Below are 16,369 nucleotides of genomic sequence, written 5' to 3' on the forward strand. Positions count from 1 at the left end.
TCTGTTTCGGATATGATTCAGGGCGGAAGGAGATGAAAAGAATGAAATCAGGAATTCATCCAAACTACAAAACAGTTAAGGTGACTTGCGCTTGCGGAAACGAATTCGAAACTGGTTCTGTTAAGAACGAGATTCGCGTTGAAACTTGCTCTGAGTGCCACCCATTCTATACTGGACGTCAAAAGTTTGCTGAAGCTGGCGGACGTGTTGACCGCTTCAACAAGAAATACGGTCTTAAAAACAACCAGTAATATAAGTAATGACAAAACAGGCAAGAAGCTTTGCGACTTGCCTGTTTTTTATTGTCTATAATTATGTGTTCTTTGGGGTACATATATAGAAAATTTAATTTTATGAACTTAATTTTCAGTCTGGATTCAGTCGCGATTTTTGTTATAATGGAAAAAGCTGAAAAAAAGTGTCGAACTTTGACCAGGCTTTTTTCGTACCTTTATGGCATGCTGAAAAGCCGTAAAAATACGAAAAAAGCTTATTTTAAAAGTTTATTTTATAAACAGCTCAGGAGCTGACTTTATTTTTGCTCAGCGAGGAAGGAGAGGCCGACCCATGTACGTTATGAAACAAAGCGGTTGGATTGAATTGATCTGCGGCAGCATGTTTTCGGGTAAATCTGAAGAATTAATCCGCCGCGTGCGCCGAACGCAATTTGCCAAGCAAAAGATTGCTGTTTTCAAGCCTGCGATTGATAACCGCTACAGCGAAGAATCGGTTGTATCACACAACGGAACAGCAGTTACTGCCAAGCCTATTGCCAACTCTACTGATATTTTCAAGCATATCAACCCTGATATCGATGTGATTGCCATCGATGAAGTCCAGTTTTTCGACAATGAAATCCTTCAGGTTGTCCAGCACCTGGCAGACAGCGGATACCGCGTCATCGTTGCAGGTCTTGACCAGGATTTCCGCGGCGAGCCATTCGGCCAGATGCCTGCGTTGATGGCTGTTGCTGAAAATGTGACCAAGCTCCAGGCTGTGTGTGCAGTTTGCGGATCGCCTGCAAGCCGGACACAGCGTTTAATCAATGGCAAGCCCGCCTCTTATGACGATCCAGTCATTCTCGTTGGAGCGTCGGAAGCCTATGAGCCGCGCTGCAGACACCATCATGAAGTGCCAAAGTCACCAAATGAGCTGAAAATCGAAAAGACGACAGAAAGCTTAACCTAAAATAATCATCCTCCCGGCTTCGGGGGGATTTTTTTATAGATAAATGAACAGTAGAGTCACTAAAAAATAGCATGGAATTCGGTTGTCCGTAATAGTCTTGATGCATGCTACAAACCAGAGCAGGGCAAGCTAACAGCGGGAGGTGCCATAATATGAAAAAACTACTTATGCTGTTTGTTTTTGCAATCGTGTTAGTATCAGGCTGCGCTCAGGACAATGCGGAATCTGTTTATGACAAAGATGAAGATCAGGCAGGTGTGGATCTTAATCGGGAACATGATGGCGTCCGTCACGGGGATGGTCCGAATTTCTCCAGGGATCAGGATGATGGCATGACCATGACCGACCAGAATCCAAATTTGCTGAACACCGATAACGAGAACCGCCATAGTTTTTCCCAGGATGTCCAAAAAGCCAAGGATGTCATATCTGATGCGGGGTATGAACCAGGTTCGATTTGGATCAATGGCGGAGAAATGAATGTAACTGCTCAGCTTCAGGGTCGCGTGACTAAAAAAGACCGTGATAATGCCCAAAAGAAATTGCATGACATGCTCACCAAAGCGTTGCCTCGATATGACATCAATGTGAAAATTGATTAAAGAAATGCAGCGAAACAGCATGCTCTACTTGAGGGCATGCTGTTTCGTTTGAGCTTGCCTAGACACCTTGCTGCTGATTATGGCTTTGACTGAGAATGGCACCTATACTATAATTAGAATGTTATGCTATGAACTTTTACAAAGACTTTTTTAAATCCATTTTTAAAGGATATGAAAATAGAGGTGAGTGTCCGTGTTTGATCGTCTTCAAGCAGTTGAGGATCGTTATGAAAGATTGAATGAGCTATTGAGTGACCCGGAAATTGTCAATGACTCCAAGAAGCTCCGCGAGTATTCCAAGGAGCAGTCCGACATCCAGGAAACCGTCATGGCTTATCGTGAATATAAGGAAGTAAAGGAGCAATTGGCCGATGCAAAGGCTATGCTCGAAGAAAAGCTTGATGCTGACATGCGTGAAATGGTCAAAGAGGAAATCTCTGAGCTTGAACCGCGTATTGAAGAGCTGGAAGCACGCATCAAAATCCTTTTGGTTCCTAAGGACCCTAACGATGACAAGAACGTTATCATGGAAATCCGCGGCGCTGCCGGTGGCGATGAAGCTGCTCTGTTCGCGGGTGACCTGTACCGCATGTACAGCCGTTTTGCAGAATCACAGGGCTGGAAAACCGAAGTGATCGATGCAAGCACGACAGGCGTTGGCGGTTTTAAAGAAATCATCTTTATGATCAATGGAAATGGCGCCTATTCTAAAATGAAGTTCGAAAATGGTGCGCACCGTGTCCAGCGTGTTCCGGAAACGGAATCAGGCGGCCGTATCCATACGTCAACAGCAACCGTTGCCTGCCTTCCTGAAGCAGAGGAAGTGGAAATCGAGCTGCATGACAAGGATATCCGCTTTGATACATTCGCATCCAGCGGCGCCGGCGGACAGTCCGTTAACACCACGATGTCAGCCGTTCGTCTGACTCACATTCCGACTGGAATCGTTGTTTCCTGCCAGGATGAAAAATCGCAGCACAAAAACAAAGACAAGGCGATGAAGGTTCTTCGTGCGCGTGTTTACGATAAATTCCAGCAGGAAGCCCAGGCAGAGTACGATCAGGTCCGTAAGTCAGCTGTCGGAACCGGGGACCGTTCTGAGCGTATCCGTACGTACAACTTTCCTCAAAACCGCGTGACTGACCACCGTATCGGCCTGACCATCCAAAAGCTTGACCAGATTCTTCAGGGCAAGCTGGATGAAATCATCGATGCGTTAATCATGGAAGACCAATCGCAAAGACTTGAGAGTGCGAACAATGACTAATCCCAAAATGTATGAAGCCCTCAACTGGGCTTCTTCTTTTTTAAAAGAGCATAACCGTGAAGAGTTCGCAGGTGAGTTATTGCTGAGACACTATTCTGGTCTATCTCGCACATCCATGCTGATGAATATGCGCGATGACCTGGAGGGAGATGTGTGGAGGCAGTTCCAGGCAGCTGTAAAAAGGCACGCAGAAGGCGAACCGATCCAGTATATTATCGGTTCCGAGGAATTTTACGGACGCAGATTTGATGTGAATGAGCGAGTACTGATTCCCCGGCCCGAGACCGAGGAACTGGTTCAGGGCACACTTCAACGCTTGAACAGGCTTTTTCCGGAGAACGGACAAATCGACCTGGTCGATGTTGGGACCGGGAGCGGAGCGATTTCGGTTACGTTAAAGCTGGAAAAACCGGAAATGAAGGTTTCGGCTATTGACCTTTCAGAAGACGCCCTGGATGTAGCACGGAAAAATGCAGACAAGCTTGGTGCGGAAATTGAATTTTTACACGGCGATTTGTTGCAGCCGCTTATTTTACAAGAGAAAAAAGTCGATGCCGTCATCTCCAACCCGCCGTATATTCCGATTGCGGACCAGGAATGGATGTCGGATATCGTAACGGAGCATGAGCCTCATATGGCCCTTTTTGCAGGCGAAGATGGACTTGATCTGTATCGCCGCTTCATGGATGAACTGCCGCTGGTTTTAAAAGAAAAGGCGCTGGTTGGCTTTGAAATCGGTGCTGGGCAGGGGGAAGCGTTACGAGAATTGCTGGAAAAAACCTTCCCGCAGGCAAGAGTTGAGGTTGTTTTTGATATAAATGGCAAGGACCGGATGGTTTTTGCGGAGTTGGACTCCCGATAAAGGAGTCCCATTTTTTTTCAAAATTACTAGTTTAAGAATCTATCAAACTGTCCACACTGTGACTAGTGAAGGGATGGTGCGAGAGATGAAAATGAAAAAAGCAGCGGCTTTATTATACATACTCCTATTATGTGCAGGTACAATTATAAGTTTATATTCACCGAAAAACGAAGTGACAGCCCAGGAAGCGACAGTGATTCCAAACGAAGCGATCCGTCTGAGGATACTGGCTGAAAGCGATCTGGAAAAGGACCAGGAAATCAAGCGGCTCGTACGCGACGAGGTTAACAAGGAAATCACCAAATGGGTCCAGGACTTAACTTCGATTGAATCCGCAAGAGAAGTAATTAAATCAAAGCTCCCGGAAATCCAGCAAATCGCTGAAAAAGTTGTAGCAGAACAAGGATCAACGCAATCGGTAAAAGCAGAATTCGATAAAGTACAGTTTCCTACTAAATTATACGGCCAGTTCCTCTATCCAGCCGGAGAATACGAGGCAATCCTGATTACCCTGGGCGAAGGAGAAGGAGCAAACTGGTGGTGCGTCCTGTATCCCCCGCTATGCTTCCTTGATTTCTCAAACGGTGAAGCAACAAGCGAAGGCTTTGATGAGAAAAGCGATAAAGGTGATGTAAAGGCAGACGCTGAGGACAAGGGTGAACAAGCAGAAAACAAAAAAGGTAAAAAAGAAGATAAAACAGATGAAAAGCCAGTATATGAAGGTGAAGAAGAAGAGGTAGAAGTGGCATTCTTCCTGGTTGAGATCTGGAACAGGATATTTGGATAAAATAGCCCCCTGCGTTATCACGCAGGGGGTTTTTCGTTTATAGAAACCTTTGCAAGTAAATTTATTGGCGATACTTCAAATATATCGACCACTTTCTCAGGTTTATCGACCACATTTGGAAATATATCAACACTTTTTAAATTATATCGATCACATTTTAGAATATATCGACCAAATGGCCACGGTCGGCCGAATCTTCAATTAAATATTCTGCGCAAATCTCTCATCCGGAATTTTGTTGAGCATGACATATAGTGTCACTGGCTCTGATCCGGTATTTTTATAAGCGAGTTCTTCGGCGCCTCCCAGGTGGACGGTTTCGTTTGCTGCTGCCACTATTTCTTCACCATCGATAATAAAGGTGCCTTCGCCCTGCATCGTTAAAATGAACACTTCAGTGCCCGGGTGCGTGTGCTTCGGCAGCTCCTGGCCTGGCATGAAGTTCAATAGGAACACAGTACTGTCACCTTTTTTAAAGACAATTCGTTTTGTAAACCGTTCGTTGCTGAATTCCTGGTATTGTTTTAATGTTTGTTTTTCCATGATAGAACCCTCCTTATTGGCTATTGATCATAATTGGCGCAATCTGGCTTAAACGCTCGAACAAGGCTTTTCCGCCCTCTGTCTCGATCAATCCTGTTTCTGTCAATGATTCATGCATCAGCTTCAGCCAGGCCTGTGCCCGTACTGGTGTTATTTCAAAGGGCATATGTCTCACTCTCATATTTGGCGGTCCAAATTCCTCGCTGTAAAGAGCGCCGCCGCCGGTCAGCTGTGTGAGAAACATCCACTGCTTCCTTTTGATCTCAGCTATATCTCCTTCGAATAAAGGACTTAACTCTTCATTTTCATATACCTTCGGATAAAAGGTATCTACTAACTTGCGGATTGACTCATCTCCGCCAATTCTCTCGTATATTGTTTTAATTTCCATACCGTTCCCCCTTTTTCCGAAAAGTTCATTGAATTAATCTTATTATAACCATCCAGAATGAGTGGCATAGTGACCTAAATCACTCACTTGTGAATTTTTCACTATGAGAAGCTAGGAAACTATAACTAGCTTCTCCTATGAAAATTATGGAATTCAAGGTAAAAATCCTGCGATAATTTCCAATAATATTACAAAAATAGGACATCCATATTACATTCGTGTGATTCTAGTTTTAGGATGAGAGATTCCGGATATTTAGAGTAGTGTAACATCAAAACTTAGATTTCAAGGAGGATGATTTAAATGGCTAACAATAAACGAAACAATAATAATGATGAAAAGATGTCTCGTGAAGAAAGAGGACGCATGGGTGGCGAAGCAACAGCTGAAAACCATGGCAGCGAATTCTATCAGGAAATAGGCCGCAAAGGCGGAGAGGCAACAGCTGAGAGCCACGATAAAGAATTCTACCAAGAAATCGGTAAAAAGGGTGGCGAAGCAACAGCTGAGAACCACGACAGCGAATTCTACCAGGAAATCGGTAAAAAAGGTGGAGAAGCTACAGCTGAAAACCACGACAAGGAATTCTATCAGGAAATCGGCCGCAAAGGCGGAGAAGCGACTTCTGAGAACCATGACCGAAGCTTCTATGAAGAAATCGGTGAAAAAGGCGGCAACGCCCGCAACAATAACAACAACAACGACTAATCATACGGCTTAGAAAGCCAAGAATGAGAAAAACACGGCAGCATCACATTAGTGATGGATGCCGTGTTTTTTTGTGTTCTACTTTTTTCATTTCTCTCATATCCATTTAGTAGAATCAAAACTGATGAGGTGAATGAAATGACATGGAAAATCAGAAGTGCAAATATGGAAGACTTAGCAAGGCTGGAGGCTTTTTTGACTGAGGCAGGTGTAAGCCCGGATGGTTTAGTAGATTCGATTGAAAACTTTTCATTGATGGAAAATCAGGCGGGGGAAATTAAAGCTTGTCTGGGTATAGAGTCTGTGGAGAAAGCGGGGTTGCTGCGTTCCTTTGTGGTCTCGCCGCAAATTGTTCAGCCTGATTTGATGCTTCTTTTTAAAAGAGCATTTTTGACCGCGAAAAGCCAGGAACTGGAGGAGCTTTACCTGGTCACCAACAAAATGAGCGCGGTTTCTTTTTTCGGCGGCCTTGGCTTCGAAATGGCGAACCCTTCTGAAATTCCCGACTCTCTTCTCGAAAAAAGTCATTTAAAACAAGTTCTAACTGTGGATAACTCCGCAATTATGAAAATAATTCTGTGAATTGTGGATTAATCCACATAGTTATCCACTGTTTGATTAAAGTTGTACACAATTTGTGGATAAAAACTTGTTTTCGTGTGTTTCTTCTTTTATACTTTCATAGAAATAGACTAGTATAGCGAGTAATAAAAGGTGGATGTACATGCAAACACAAATGTGGACAGTGGATAAGAATGTGGATAATTTAAAAACATATCCACAAATTAATGAAGCTGCACAAAAATTGAAGCAAAAAGAGGTAGTAGCATTTCCAACAGAAACAGTTTATGGCCTTGGCGGCAACGCAAAAAGCGATGATGCTGTCTTGAAAATATTCGAAGCCAAAGGTAGGCCCGGAGATAATCCCCTGATCATCCATATTGCAAATCGGGAACAGATTAACTCTTTTGTAAAAAAAGTCCCCGAAAATGCATTGAGATTAATGGATGCATTCTGGCCAGGTCCGTTGACGCTCATCCTGGAAAAAAAAGAAGGAGTGCTTTCTGAAAAAGCAACTGCCGGATTATCGACAGTTGCTGTCAGGATGCCTGACCATCCTGTAGCGCTGGCGCTCCTTGAAGCATCCTGCCTTCCGCTGGCGGCTCCAAGCGCAAACCTGTCAGGAAAACCGAGCCCGACGACGGCTGCCCATGTAGCCGATGATTTGACTGGCAGGATTGCCGGGATTGTTGATGGCGGACCGACAGGGGTGGGCCTTGAATCCACAGTAGTCGACTGCACATCTGAAATTCCAACGATTTTACGGCCTGGCGGAGTAACAAAGGAACAGCTGGAGGAAGTAGTTGGAGAGGTTTCTGCAGATCCGGCGTTGAAGGATACAAACCAGGCGCCGAAGTCTCCTGGGATGAAGTACCGACATTATGCACCTAACTCTCCTTTCTATCTGGTTGATGGAAACAGGGAAGAAATCCAGCAGTTAGTAACTGAAAAGCGGAACGAAGGTTTGAAAGTCGGCGTGATGACCACGAAGGAGAACAGCGGATTTTATGACGCGAATGTCGTGATAGCCTGCGGTGAGAGAGGCCGTCTGGAAACCGTCGCAGAAGCACTTTATGATACACTTCGTGCCTTCAACCAGGAAGATCTCGATATAATTTTTGGTGAGATTTTTCCGGAGCAAGGAGTCGGACAGGCAATCATGAACCGATTATCCAAAGCATCCGGCTTACCGATTATTCAAAAATAAAATATTTGAAGAAAAGCGCTTCAGCAGTTGGAGCGCTTTTTTTGCGGATAAATCCATTTGAGGCCGATATAATCCCGGTTGTTGAAGATTTAATCCCTGTTGAGACCGATATAATCCCGGTTGGCGAAGATTTAATCCCTGTTGAGACCGATATAATCCCGGTTGGCGAAGATTTAATCCCTGTTGAGACCGATATAATCCCGGTTGGCGAAGATTTAATCCCAGTTGAGGCAATATAATCCGGTTGTTGAAGGTTTAATCCCAGTTGAGGCCAATATAATCCCGGTTGGCGAAGATTTAATCCCCGTTGGGGCCGATATAATCCCGGTTGTTGAAGATTTAATCCCCGTTGAGGCCAATATAATTCCGGTTGGCGAAGATTTAATCCCTGTTGAGGCCGATATAATCCCGGTTGTTGAAGATTTAATCCCCGTTGAGACCGAAATAATCCCGGTTGGCGAAGATTTAATCCCTGTTGAGACCGATATAATCCCGGTTGGCGAAGATTTAATTCCAGTTGAGGCAATATAATCCCGGTTGTTGAAGATTTAATCCCCGTTGAGGCCAATATAATCCCGGTTGGCGAAGATTTAATCCCTGTTGAGGCCAATATAATCCATCCCGGTTGGCAAAGATTTAACCTTGTTGAGGCCAATATAGTCCCGGTTGTTGAAGATTTAATCCCAGTTGGGGCCAAAACCTGTCTATTCCTTGCTTCTAAATCCATTTGGACGTGCATATGCTGAATTAGCAAGTCCGAGGGGGCGAAGACATGGCAGCAATAGCCGGCGAATTATTCACACTGATGTTGATGGCATTCGCATTGGGAATGGATGCATTTTCAGTAGGTCTCGGAATGGGCATGTTCAGGCTGACGAAAAGGCATATTTTTAAAATCGGCGTCACCATCGGGTTGTTCCACGTATGGATGCCGCTGCTTGGCATGGTGGCAGGCAGATTTTTATCCGAGCAATTCGGGGCAATAGCAGGATATATTGGCGGCCTTCTTCTAATTGTGCTCGGAGTCCAGATGATCTGGGCAAGTTTCAAGGAAGAAGAGACAAGCTTAATCACCCCGGTTGGCAAGGGCTTATTAGTTTTTGCCCTGAGCGTCAGCCTCGATAGTTTTTCTGTCGGCCTCACTCTGGGGATTTATGGCGCAAGGACGCTGCTTGTACTGATTTGCTTTGGGGTTGCCGCTATGGTTCTCACCTGGGCGGGCCTTCTGGTTGGGAAAAGAGTACAAGGGTGGCTCGGTACATACAGTGAAGCATTGGGAGGCAGCATTTTGCTTGCGTTCGGGCTGAAATTGCTTCTGCCACTATAAAAATTTCTGTGCACCTGCATGGCAGGTGTATTTTTTTATAAAAACAATCTGGCTCTGCGTCTATCGCAGGGTTCTTTCCATTAAAATTAGCAAAAATGAAAATCCGAAGAGTTTGTCTTATAATGGAGAAAAGCTCAAATCAGGAGGGAAAACACATGGCGCGCGTATTATTTGTCTGTACGGGAAATACCTGCCGCAGCCCGATGGCGGAAGCTATTTTAAAAAGCAAGCAGCTGCCGGGTGTTGAGGTGAAATCAGCAGGAGTATATGCCCCCAATGGCGCGGAAGCTTCTATAAACACGAAGTTTGTGCTGGAGGAAAACAGGATCAGCCATGACCATCGCTCCTCGACATTGACTAAGGAAATGATCGATTGGGCGACATTGATCCTGACGATGACCGGGAGCCATAAAGGGTTGATCCTGAGCCAGTATCCAGATGCGGCTAAAAAAACTTTTACACTGAAAGAATTTGCTGAGGAATGCGGAAGCCTCGATGTCGCAGACCCATTTGGCGGGAATGAGCAAATTTATCGTGAAGCTTTTACAGAAATTCAAAAAAGTATCGAAAGAATCATCGATAAAATCCGATAATACCCTTGAGAAAAACTTTTCGAAAGTGAAATGATGCAAAAACATCTTTTTCAGGGGGATTGTCAGTGGGTTCAAAACGCAGCTACAAAATGGGATTGCGAAAGAAAATGGTCATGCTGACGACTGTGTTGGCGATCATTACGTATTCAACAAGCGCATTCTTCATCTATTTCCTTTATCCTTATGTCCAAAAGTTTATTGAAATCAATTCGGTTGTTTATACGGCGGCAATTCTTGGAATGGGGATTTTCTGGTCCGGCCTGCTTGCATATATGGCTGCAGGGCTTATTATCAAGCCATTGCAGAAGCTGGAACAGTCTGCTTTGAAGGCAGCCCAGGGTGAGATTGGCGAGGATGTCGAAGTTTCAAAATCAGATGATGAAATCCGTTCTTTGGGACTGGCCTTCAATAATATGCTGTCAAACCTGCGTGAGATGGTCAGCCAGATTGATACAAATTTTAATGAAACAAATGAAAAAGTAGTTCGGATTTCCGGGCAATCCGCGGCAGCCTCAGAGCAGGCGTCGATTATTTCTGCGACAATCAGGGAAATCGCGGCGGGCGCAGATTCTTCCGCACTATCCACACAGACAACGGCAGAATCGGTTGATGAAGTCATCCGTATCGCCGAGGATGTTCAGGAAAAAGCCCGAGCATCCGAATCTATTTCAGTGGAGATGGTCAAAGGTCTTCAACAATCAAAGGATGCTATCCACTCCTTGATTTCAGGGATAGAAAGACTTGCCAATGACAACCGTGAATCGCTAGGCACGGTAAAACGTCTTGAAGAGAATGCGACAAAAGTAGTGCAGATCATCCAACTCGTTGGCGATATCGCGGCACAGACGAATTTACTGGCATTGAATGCTTCTATTGAAGCAGCGCGTGCGGGTGAGCATGGCAAAGGTTTTGCGGTTGTTGCCGAAGAAGTGAGGAAGCTTGCCGATCAGAGCGCGGATGCGGTCCAGGGAATTTCCGGGCTGATTCAAAACATCCAGGCTGAGGTCCAGAACGTCGTCGGCCAGATTTCCAGACAGGTCGAGACAGCGAATGGTGAAGCCAAAAAAGGCGAGAAGACGAATCAGGTGATTGAAGAAATGACAGGGACCATCCACCAGATGGCAGATGTAATCCATGCCATTACCGGATTAGTTGAAACCCAAATGGAAACCATCCAGCACACATCCACCCAGTCGCAGGAAATGGCTGCGATAGCAGAAGAAACCTCGGCTGGAGCATTGAGCGTAGCCTCAGCAGCTGAACAACAGGCAGAAGTGATTGCTGATGTAGAAGACCTGGCTTTGGAACTGAAAAGCCAGGCAGAAAAATTAAAAGGTACAATTACGAAGTTTTCTTTATAGATTGAAACCCCATGGTACTCAGTGCTGTGGGGTTTTTGTTTGTTGGTCGATATATACGAAAAAATGGTCGATAAAATTAAAAATCCACTGATATAATTCGAAAAATGGTTGATATTTTTGCAAAAGTGGTGGATATCTTTTGAGTGGTCGCAAATACAGACGGCATAATGCTGAGTTGAGTGTGAAATAATCCAAAACCAATTCGAATTCTTTATAAATAAGAATGAATATGAGAAAATAACTTTAGATTTAAACGCCCCGCAAGCCGGGAATACATAGGAGGATTTTACAATGAAAGTTGCTATTGCTTCAGACCATGGCGGAGTCAACATCCGCGAAGAAATTAAGAATTTAATGGATGAAATGAGTATTCAGTATGAAGATTTCGGCTGTGAATGCGGAACTTCTGTTGACTATCCGGACTATGCACTTCCGGTTGCTGAAAAAGTGGCGAACGGAGAATTCGATAGGGGAATTTTGATTTGTGGTACAGGCATTGGCATGAGCATCGCGGCGAACAAGGTAAAAGGCATCCGCTGTGCATTGGTGCATGATGTATTCAGCGCTAGGGCAACAAGACAGCACAATGACAGCAATATGCTGGCAATGGGCGAACGTGTAATCGGACCTGGATTGGCTCGTGAAATCGCCGCAGTTTGGCTATCTGAAGAATATGAAGGCGGCCGCCACGAAAACCGTGTAGGCAAAATCAAGGAGTATGAAAATAAGCAATAAGGGGCCTATTTTGAAAAGGAGGCGTTAGAACTGTCTATTGAACAATGGGAAGCAGAATTGAACTCCATCCTTACTGATTTTAATGAGCAAGTACATTTGAAAAAAGACCAGGTGCTGGTTGTTGGCTGCAGCACGAGTGAAATCATCGGGCAGCGGATCGGCACAGCTGGAACAGATGATGTTGCGGCAATGGTCTTCAGGCAGCTACGCGAACTGCAGAAAAAGACGGGCATCCAGCTTGCTTTTCAGTGCTGTGAGCATTTAAACCGGGCAATCGTCGTTGAACGTGAAACAGTTGAACAGAAGCAGCTGGAAGAAGTGACGGTAATTCCGGTGAGGACCGCAGGCGGGGCTATGGCAACACATGCATACCAAAACTTCGATAATCCTGTTGTCGTTGAATTCATCAAGGCCGATGCCGGCATCGATATTGGCGACACCTTGATTGGAATGCAAATGAAGCATGTCGCAGTGCCAGTAAGAGTTCAGCAGAAAAGCGTCGGCCATGCCCATGTGACACTGGCAAAAACAAGGCCTAAGCTGATTGGCGGCGCCCGAGCAGTTTACGAACGAACAAACGAAAATGAATCATGTTGATAGATGAAGAAGCAGAACCTGTTCAATGGTTCTGTTTTTTCTGGCGTCATCCTTTTCTTTCATCATAATATCGGCTAAAATAAGAATGAATTTTCTAATAACGAATCCAGACAATACATAATCAAGAGGGGGAACTTAAGTGAAGCACTTGTCACAGCAAGACAACCAGGTATTTGCAGCGATGCAGGATGAATTGAAGCGCCAGCGTACGAAAATTGAACTGATTGCGTCCGAAAACTTTGTCAGTGAAGCAGTCATGGAAGCCCAGGGATCTGTACTAACGAATAAGTATGCAGAAGGCTATCCAGGCCGCCGTTATTATGGCGGTTGCGAGCATGTCGATGTTGTTGAAAACATTGCCCGTGACCGTGCGAAGGAAATCTTCGGAGCTGAGCACGTAAACGTTCAGCCGCATTCTGGCGCACAGGCGAATATGGCGGTTTATTTTACCATCCTTGAACAGGGTGATACTGTCCTCGGGATGAATCTGTCGCACGGCGGACACCTGACGCATGGCAGCCCGGTAAACTTCAGCGGTGTGCAGTACAATTTCGTCGAGTACGGTGTCGACGAAGACACTCATCTCATCAATTACGATGTTGTTCTGGAAAAAGCCCGCGAGCACAAGCCAAAGCTGATTGTTGCCGGTGCAAGTGCATATCCAAGAGCGATTGATTTCAAGCGTTTCCGTGAAATCGCGGATGAAGTCGGCGCTTATTTGATGGTCGATATGGCGCATATCGCCGGTTTGGTTGCAGCAGGACTGCACCAGAATCCGGTACCGTACGCAGACTTTGTCACTACGACTACTCATAAAACACTTCGCGGACCACGCGGCGGAATGATCCTTTGCAAGGAAGAATATGCGAAGAAAATCGACAAGTCCATCTTCCCGGGTATTCAGGGAGGCCCGCTGATGCACGTCATCGCTGCCAAAGCGGTTGCTTTCGGCGAAGCGCTTGAGGGTTCTTTTAAAGAATATGCGGAAAGTATCATTTCGAATGCCAACCGTCTGGCAGAAGGCTTGAAAAAGGAAGGCATTGACCTTGTTTCTGGCGGAACGGACAATCACCTGCTATTGGTTGATCTGCGCTCACTTGGTTTGACTGGAAAAGTAGCGGAAAAGGTGCTGGACGAAATCGGCATCACCGTCAATAAAAATACAATTCCATTCGATCCGGAAAGCCCGTTTGTCACAAGCGGAATCCGTATCGGTACGGCAGCGGTAACAAGCCGCGGTTTCGCACACGAAGAGATGGATGAAATCGCATCACTGATTGCCTTCACATTGAAAAACTATGAAGATGAAACAAAGCTTGAAGAAGCAAGCAAACGCGTCGAAGATCTGACAAGCAAGTTCGAACTATACCCTGAGAGATAATATTTCACCCGGCGGTCCTCCATGAATGAGGGCCGCTTTTTATAAAAATCTAAGATTGTTTATTTTAATTGGAGAAATTTCCAGCTCTAGCGCCTAGCCCCTCGAGACGCTTCGGTCCGCCCGATGAAGTCAAAGAACGACTTCACTGGTCGGCCCTCCAGCGCTTGTCGGGGCTGACCAAGGCGCTTACGCTTTTCTATCAAAAATCAGTACGCTGTAGCGGTTGCTTGTCCAGTAGTTTTTCTGTAAAATTAAACGAAGTGTGATTCAGCAGATCTTACATATAACAGACAGGTGTTCACAACTCATTTACCTTAAAAAGGAGCGATACACATGGCAAAAGTATACGTATTTGACCATCCATTGATCCAGCATAAACTTACTTATATCCGTGAAAAAAGCACAGGCACAAAGGAATTCCGCGAGCTTGTAGACGAAGTCGCAACGCTGATGGCGTTCGAAATCACGCGTGACATGCCACTTGAGGAAATTGAAATTGAAACACCAGTCGAAAAGACAAAATCGAAAGTTCTTTCAGGCAAGAAGCTCGGCATCATCCCGATCCTGCGCGCAGGTATCGGAATGGTAGACGGCATCCTGAAATTGATCCCGGCTGCCAAAGTCGGCCACATCGGGCTTTACCGTGATCCGGAAACTTTAATGCCGGTTGAATATTATGTAAAACTTCCAAGCGACGTCGAAGAGCGCGATTTCATCGTCGTTGACCCAATGCTTGCAACAGGCGGTTCCGCAGTAGAAGCTATCAATTCATTGAAAAAACGCGGCGCGAAGCACATCAAATTCATGTGTTTGATCGCTGCTCCAGAAGGTGTAGAAACCGTAAAGGAAGCACACCCGGATGTAGACATTTACATCGCAGCACTTGACGAAAAGCTGAACGACCACGGCTACATCGTACCTGGACTGGGAGACGCAGGCGATCGTTTATTTGGGACGAAATAAGGAGTGTTATACGAAATAAGGAGTGTTAAAAATGAATCAGCCTATTAAAGTAATGACTATCTTTGGAACACGCCCTGAAGCAATCAAGATGGCTCCGCTTGTCCTTGAATTGCAAAAACACCCTGAACAGTTTGAATCAATTGTTACGGTAACCGCCCAGCACCGTCAAATGCTGGACCAGGTTCTGAACATTTTCAATATCACACCTGACTTCGACCTCAACATCATGAAGGACCGACAGACTCTGATTGATGTAACGACTCGAGGCCTCGAAGGTCTGGATAAAGTGATGAAAGAAGTAAAACCGGATATTGTCCTTGTACATGGTGATACGACCACAACGTTTGTTGCAAGTCTAGCCGCTTACTATAATCAAATTGTTGTTGGACATGTTGAGGCAGGATTGAGAACGTGGAATAAATATTCTCCGTTCCCTGAGGAAATGAATCGCCAGCTGACAGGCGTCATGGCGGATCTTCATTTCGCCCCGACTTCAAAATCAGCGGAAAACCTGCTTCAAGAGAATAAGCGGGAAGAAAACATATTTGTAACCGGAAATACAGCCATTGATGCATTGAATACAACAGTAAAAGAAACTTATCATCATGAAGTGCTCGACAAGCTTGGAGACAGCCGTTTGATTCTTATGACGGCGCACCGCCGTGAAAATCTTGGCCAACCAATGCGCAACATGTTCCGTGCCATCAAAAGAATCGTCGATGAGCAACATGATGTACAAGTTGTTTATCCTGTTCACTTGAATCCTGCAGTACGTGAGCTCGCTGACGAAGTGCTTGGCAATGATCCGCGCATCCATCTGATCGAGCCGCTTGACGTAATCGATTTCCATAACTTCGCCTCACGTGCGTATTTAATCCTAACAGATTCAGGCGGTGTCCAGGAGGAAGCACCATCACTTGGTGTCCCTGTACTGGTACTTCGAGATACAACGGAGCGTCCGGAAGGGATTGAAGCAGGTACATTAAAGCTTGCCGGGAACGAAGAACAGCCAATTTACGATATGGCTACTGAATTGCTGACCGACCGCGACGCTTATGAAAAAATGGCCAAGGCCTCTAATCCATACGGTGACGGGCGCGCTTCAGAACGAATTTGCGAAGCGATTCAATATTATTTCAAACGGACTGAAAATCGCCCGGAACAATATAAATAAGAATCTTTTTAACCACCTCTTTTTGAAAAAGGGGTGTTTCTTTTTAATGAAGATTTTTTCTGATACTGATTTTTTGTAGAGGATTAGAATAATTCTCGTCCGCGGAATTCCATCGTGATTTC

General features: G+C 45.2%; 21 protein-coding genes. 18 read left to right on the forward strand and 3 right to left on the reverse strand.

What is annotated here, in order from left to right; translation table 11 throughout:
* The first annotated feature begins 41 nt into the window (after nucleotides 1–41).
* The 6 genes from rpmE (at nucleotide 42) to spoIIR (ending at nucleotide 4,706) form a co-directional block, all read left to right on the forward strand.
* The gene (gene rpmE / locus B5X77_RS06320) at nucleotides 42–251 is read left to right on the forward strand and encodes a 50S ribosomal protein L31 (RefSeq protein ID WP_041964628.1); all 210 of its coding nucleotides are present in this window, start codon (nucleotides 42–44) and stop codon (nucleotides 249–251) included.
* A 316-nt stretch (nucleotides 252–567) separates the two neighbouring features.
* Nucleotides 568–1,188, forward strand: a complete 621-nt coding sequence (locus tag B5X77_RS06325) for a thymidine kinase (RefSeq protein WP_079506272.1) — start codon at nucleotides 568–570, stop codon at nucleotides 1,186–1,188.
* A gap of 152 nt (nucleotides 1,189–1,340) precedes the next feature.
* Nucleotides 1,341–1,790, forward strand: coding sequence for a hypothetical protein (locus tag B5X77_RS06330; protein WP_079506274.1), 450 nt, complete (start codon nucleotides 1,341–1,343; stop codon nucleotides 1,788–1,790).
* Between the two features lie 193 nt (nucleotides 1,791–1,983).
* On the forward strand, nucleotides 1,984–3,057 hold the full coding sequence (gene prfA / locus B5X77_RS06335; protein ID WP_079506276.1) for a peptide chain release factor 1: 1,074 nt from the start codon (nucleotides 1,984–1,986) through the stop codon (nucleotides 3,055–3,057).
* Nucleotides 3,050–3,919 (forward strand): peptide chain release factor N(5)-glutamine methyltransferase, encoded by an 870-nt coding sequence (prmC, locus tag B5X77_RS06340; RefSeq protein WP_079506278.1) that lies wholly within the window; start codon nucleotides 3,050–3,052, stop codon nucleotides 3,917–3,919. Before prfA ends, prmC begins: the two co-directional genes overlap by 8 nt.
* 91 nt (nucleotides 3,920–4,010) lie before the next feature.
* Entirely contained in the window at nucleotides 4,011–4,706 is a 696-nt protein-coding gene (gene spoIIR, locus B5X77_RS06345) for a stage II sporulation protein R (protein ID WP_139378332.1), read from the forward strand.
* 201 nt (nucleotides 4,707–4,907) lie between these two features.
* Here spoIIR and B5X77_RS06350 read toward each other — a convergent pair whose 3' ends face one another.
* Together B5X77_RS06350 and B5X77_RS06355 are read right to left on the reverse strand one after the other, a co-directional pair.
* Complete coding sequence (locus B5X77_RS06350; protein ID WP_079506282.1) at nucleotides 4,908–5,249, reverse strand: cupin domain-containing protein; 342 nt, start codon at nucleotides 5,247–5,249, stop codon at nucleotides 4,908–4,910.
* Nucleotides 5,250–5,262: 13 nt separating this feature from the next.
* The gene (locus B5X77_RS06355; RefSeq protein ID WP_079506284.1) at nucleotides 5,263–5,640 is read right to left on the reverse strand and encodes a globin domain-containing protein; all 378 of its coding nucleotides are present in this window, start codon (nucleotides 5,638–5,640) and stop codon (nucleotides 5,263–5,265) included.
* 303 nt (nucleotides 5,641–5,943) lie between these two features.
* On the opposite strand from B5X77_RS06355, the gene B5X77_RS06360 reads away from it, so the two are divergent.
* From B5X77_RS06360 to B5X77_RS06375, 4 genes are all read left to right on the forward strand, one after another.
* On the forward strand, nucleotides 5,944–6,348 hold the full coding sequence (locus B5X77_RS06360) for a KGG domain-containing protein (RefSeq protein WP_079506286.1): 405 nt from the start codon (nucleotides 5,944–5,946) through the stop codon (nucleotides 6,346–6,348).
* Between the two features lie 51 nt (nucleotides 6,349–6,399).
* Nucleotides 6,400–6,930 carry a GNAT family N-acetyltransferase gene (locus tag B5X77_RS06365; RefSeq protein WP_139378313.1) on the forward strand — a complete coding sequence of 177 codons (531 nt, stop codon included), beginning with the start codon at nucleotides 6,400–6,402 and terminating at the stop codon, nucleotides 6,928–6,930.
* A gap of 142 nt (nucleotides 6,931–7,072) precedes the next feature.
* The gene (locus tag B5X77_RS06370; protein WP_079506290.1) at nucleotides 7,073–8,116 is read left to right on the forward strand and encodes an L-threonylcarbamoyladenylate synthase; all 1,044 of its coding nucleotides are present in this window, start codon (nucleotides 7,073–7,075) and stop codon (nucleotides 8,114–8,116) included.
* A gap of 41 nt (nucleotides 8,117–8,157) precedes the next feature.
* Nucleotides 8,158–8,355 carry a hypothetical protein gene (locus B5X77_RS06375; protein WP_079506292.1) on the forward strand — a complete coding sequence of 66 codons (198 nt, stop codon included), beginning with the start codon at nucleotides 8,158–8,160 and terminating at the stop codon, nucleotides 8,353–8,355.
* On the opposite strand, the gene B5X77_RS23975 is transcribed toward B5X77_RS06375, so the two are convergent.
* Nucleotides 8,332–8,664, reverse strand: a complete 333-nt coding sequence (locus B5X77_RS23975) for a DUF1720 domain-containing protein (RefSeq protein WP_139378333.1) — start codon at nucleotides 8,662–8,664, stop codon at nucleotides 8,332–8,334. The two genes, B5X77_RS06375 and B5X77_RS23975, sit on opposite strands and share 24 nt — an antisense overlap.
* Before the next feature lie 224 nt (nucleotides 8,665–8,888).
* Here B5X77_RS23975 and B5X77_RS06385 point away from each other — a divergent pair, with 224 nt between their 5' ends.
* The 8 genes from B5X77_RS06385 (at nucleotide 8,889) to wecB (ending at nucleotide 16,247) form a co-directional block, all read left to right on the forward strand.
* Entirely contained in the window at nucleotides 8,889–9,443 is a 555-nt protein-coding gene (locus B5X77_RS06385) for a manganese efflux pump MntP (RefSeq protein ID WP_079506296.1), read from the forward strand.
* 155 nt (nucleotides 9,444–9,598) lie between these two features.
* The gene (locus B5X77_RS06390) at nucleotides 9,599–10,036 is read left to right on the forward strand and encodes a low molecular weight protein arginine phosphatase (RefSeq protein ID WP_079506298.1); all 438 of its coding nucleotides are present in this window, start codon (nucleotides 9,599–9,601) and stop codon (nucleotides 10,034–10,036) included.
* A gap of 65 nt (nucleotides 10,037–10,101) precedes the next feature.
* Nucleotides 10,102–11,397, forward strand: a complete 1,296-nt coding sequence (locus B5X77_RS06395; RefSeq protein WP_139378314.1) for a methyl-accepting chemotaxis protein — start codon at nucleotides 10,102–10,104, stop codon at nucleotides 11,395–11,397.
* A gap of 291 nt (nucleotides 11,398–11,688) precedes the next feature.
* The gene (gene rpiB / locus B5X77_RS06400) at nucleotides 11,689–12,132 is read left to right on the forward strand and encodes a ribose 5-phosphate isomerase B (protein ID WP_079506300.1); all 444 of its coding nucleotides are present in this window, start codon (nucleotides 11,689–11,691) and stop codon (nucleotides 12,130–12,132) included.
* A 30-nt stretch (nucleotides 12,133–12,162) separates the two neighbouring features.
* Nucleotides 12,163–12,729: a TIGR01440 family protein gene (locus B5X77_RS06405; RefSeq protein ID WP_079506302.1), complete on the forward strand. Its 567-nt coding sequence runs from the start codon at nucleotides 12,163–12,165 to the stop codon at nucleotides 12,727–12,729.
* Nucleotides 12,730–12,868: 139 nt separating this feature from the next.
* Nucleotides 12,869–14,110, forward strand: coding sequence for a serine hydroxymethyltransferase (glyA, locus tag B5X77_RS06410; RefSeq protein ID WP_079506304.1), 1,242 nt, complete (start codon nucleotides 12,869–12,871; stop codon nucleotides 14,108–14,110).
* A gap of 333 nt (nucleotides 14,111–14,443) precedes the next feature.
* Nucleotides 14,444–15,073 carry a uracil phosphoribosyltransferase gene (gene upp, locus B5X77_RS06415; protein ID WP_079506306.1) on the forward strand — a complete coding sequence of 210 codons (630 nt, stop codon included), beginning with the start codon at nucleotides 14,444–14,446 and terminating at the stop codon, nucleotides 15,071–15,073.
* Nucleotides 15,074–15,104: 31 nt separating this feature from the next.
* A complete protein-coding gene (gene wecB, locus B5X77_RS06420) occupies nucleotides 15,105–16,247 on the forward strand; it encodes a non-hydrolyzing UDP-N-acetylglucosamine 2-epimerase (RefSeq protein ID WP_079506308.1) in 1,143 nt (380 codons plus the stop codon).
* Nucleotides 16,248–16,369: the final 122 nt, after the last annotated feature.

This window comes from Mesobacillus jeotgali, from assembly GCF_900166585.1.
GTDB lineage: Bacteria > Bacillota > Bacilli > Bacillales > Cytobacillaceae > Mesobacillus > Mesobacillus jeotgali_A.

What these genes read in the sequence shown, in the direction of transcription:
- B5X77_RS06390 (WP_079506298.1), top strand. Translation starts at nt 9,599, where the DNA reads ATGGCGCGCGTATTATTTGTCTGTACGGGAAATACCTGCCGCAGCCCG.
- B5X77_RS06385 (WP_079506296.1), top strand. Translation starts at nt 8,889, where the DNA reads ATGGCAGCAATAGCCGGCGAATTATTCACACTGATGTTGATGGCATTC.
- spoIIR (WP_139378332.1), top strand. Translation starts at nt 4,011, where the DNA reads ATGAAAAAAGCAGCGGCTTTATTATACATACTCCTATTATGTGCAGGT.
- B5X77_RS06325 (WP_079506272.1), top strand. Translation starts at nt 568, where the DNA reads ATGTACGTTATGAAACAAAGCGGTTGGATTGAATTGATCTGCGGCAGC.
- rpiB (WP_079506300.1), top strand. Translation starts at nt 11,689, where the DNA reads ATGAAAGTTGCTATTGCTTCAGACCATGGCGGAGTCAACATCCGCGAA.
- rpmE (WP_041964628.1), top strand. Translation starts at nt 42, where the DNA reads ATGAAATCAGGAATTCATCCAAACTACAAAACAGTTAAGGTGACTTGC.
- B5X77_RS06370 (WP_079506290.1), top strand. Translation starts at nt 7,073, where the DNA reads ATGCAAACACAAATGTGGACAGTGGATAAGAATGTGGATAATTTAAAA.
- upp (WP_079506306.1), top strand. Translation starts at nt 14,444, where the DNA reads ATGGCAAAAGTATACGTATTTGACCATCCATTGATCCAGCATAAACTT.
- B5X77_RS06350 (WP_079506282.1), bottom strand. Translation starts at nt 5,249, where the DNA reads ATGGAAAAACAAACATTAAAACAATACCAGGAATTCAGCAACGAACGG.
- prmC (WP_079506278.1), top strand. Translation starts at nt 3,050, where the DNA reads ATGACTAATCCCAAAATGTATGAAGCCCTCAACTGGGCTTCTTCTTTT.
- B5X77_RS06330 (WP_079506274.1), top strand. Translation starts at nt 1,341, where the DNA reads ATGAAAAAACTACTTATGCTGTTTGTTTTTGCAATCGTGTTAGTATCA.
- B5X77_RS06355 (WP_079506284.1), bottom strand. Translation starts at nt 5,640, where the DNA reads ATGGAAATTAAAACAATATACGAGAGAATTGGCGGAGATGAGTCAATC.
- B5X77_RS06360 (WP_079506286.1), top strand. Translation starts at nt 5,944, where the DNA reads ATGGCTAACAATAAACGAAACAATAATAATGATGAAAAGATGTCTCGT.
- wecB (WP_079506308.1), top strand. Translation starts at nt 15,105, where the DNA reads ATGAATCAGCCTATTAAAGTAATGACTATCTTTGGAACACGCCCTGAA.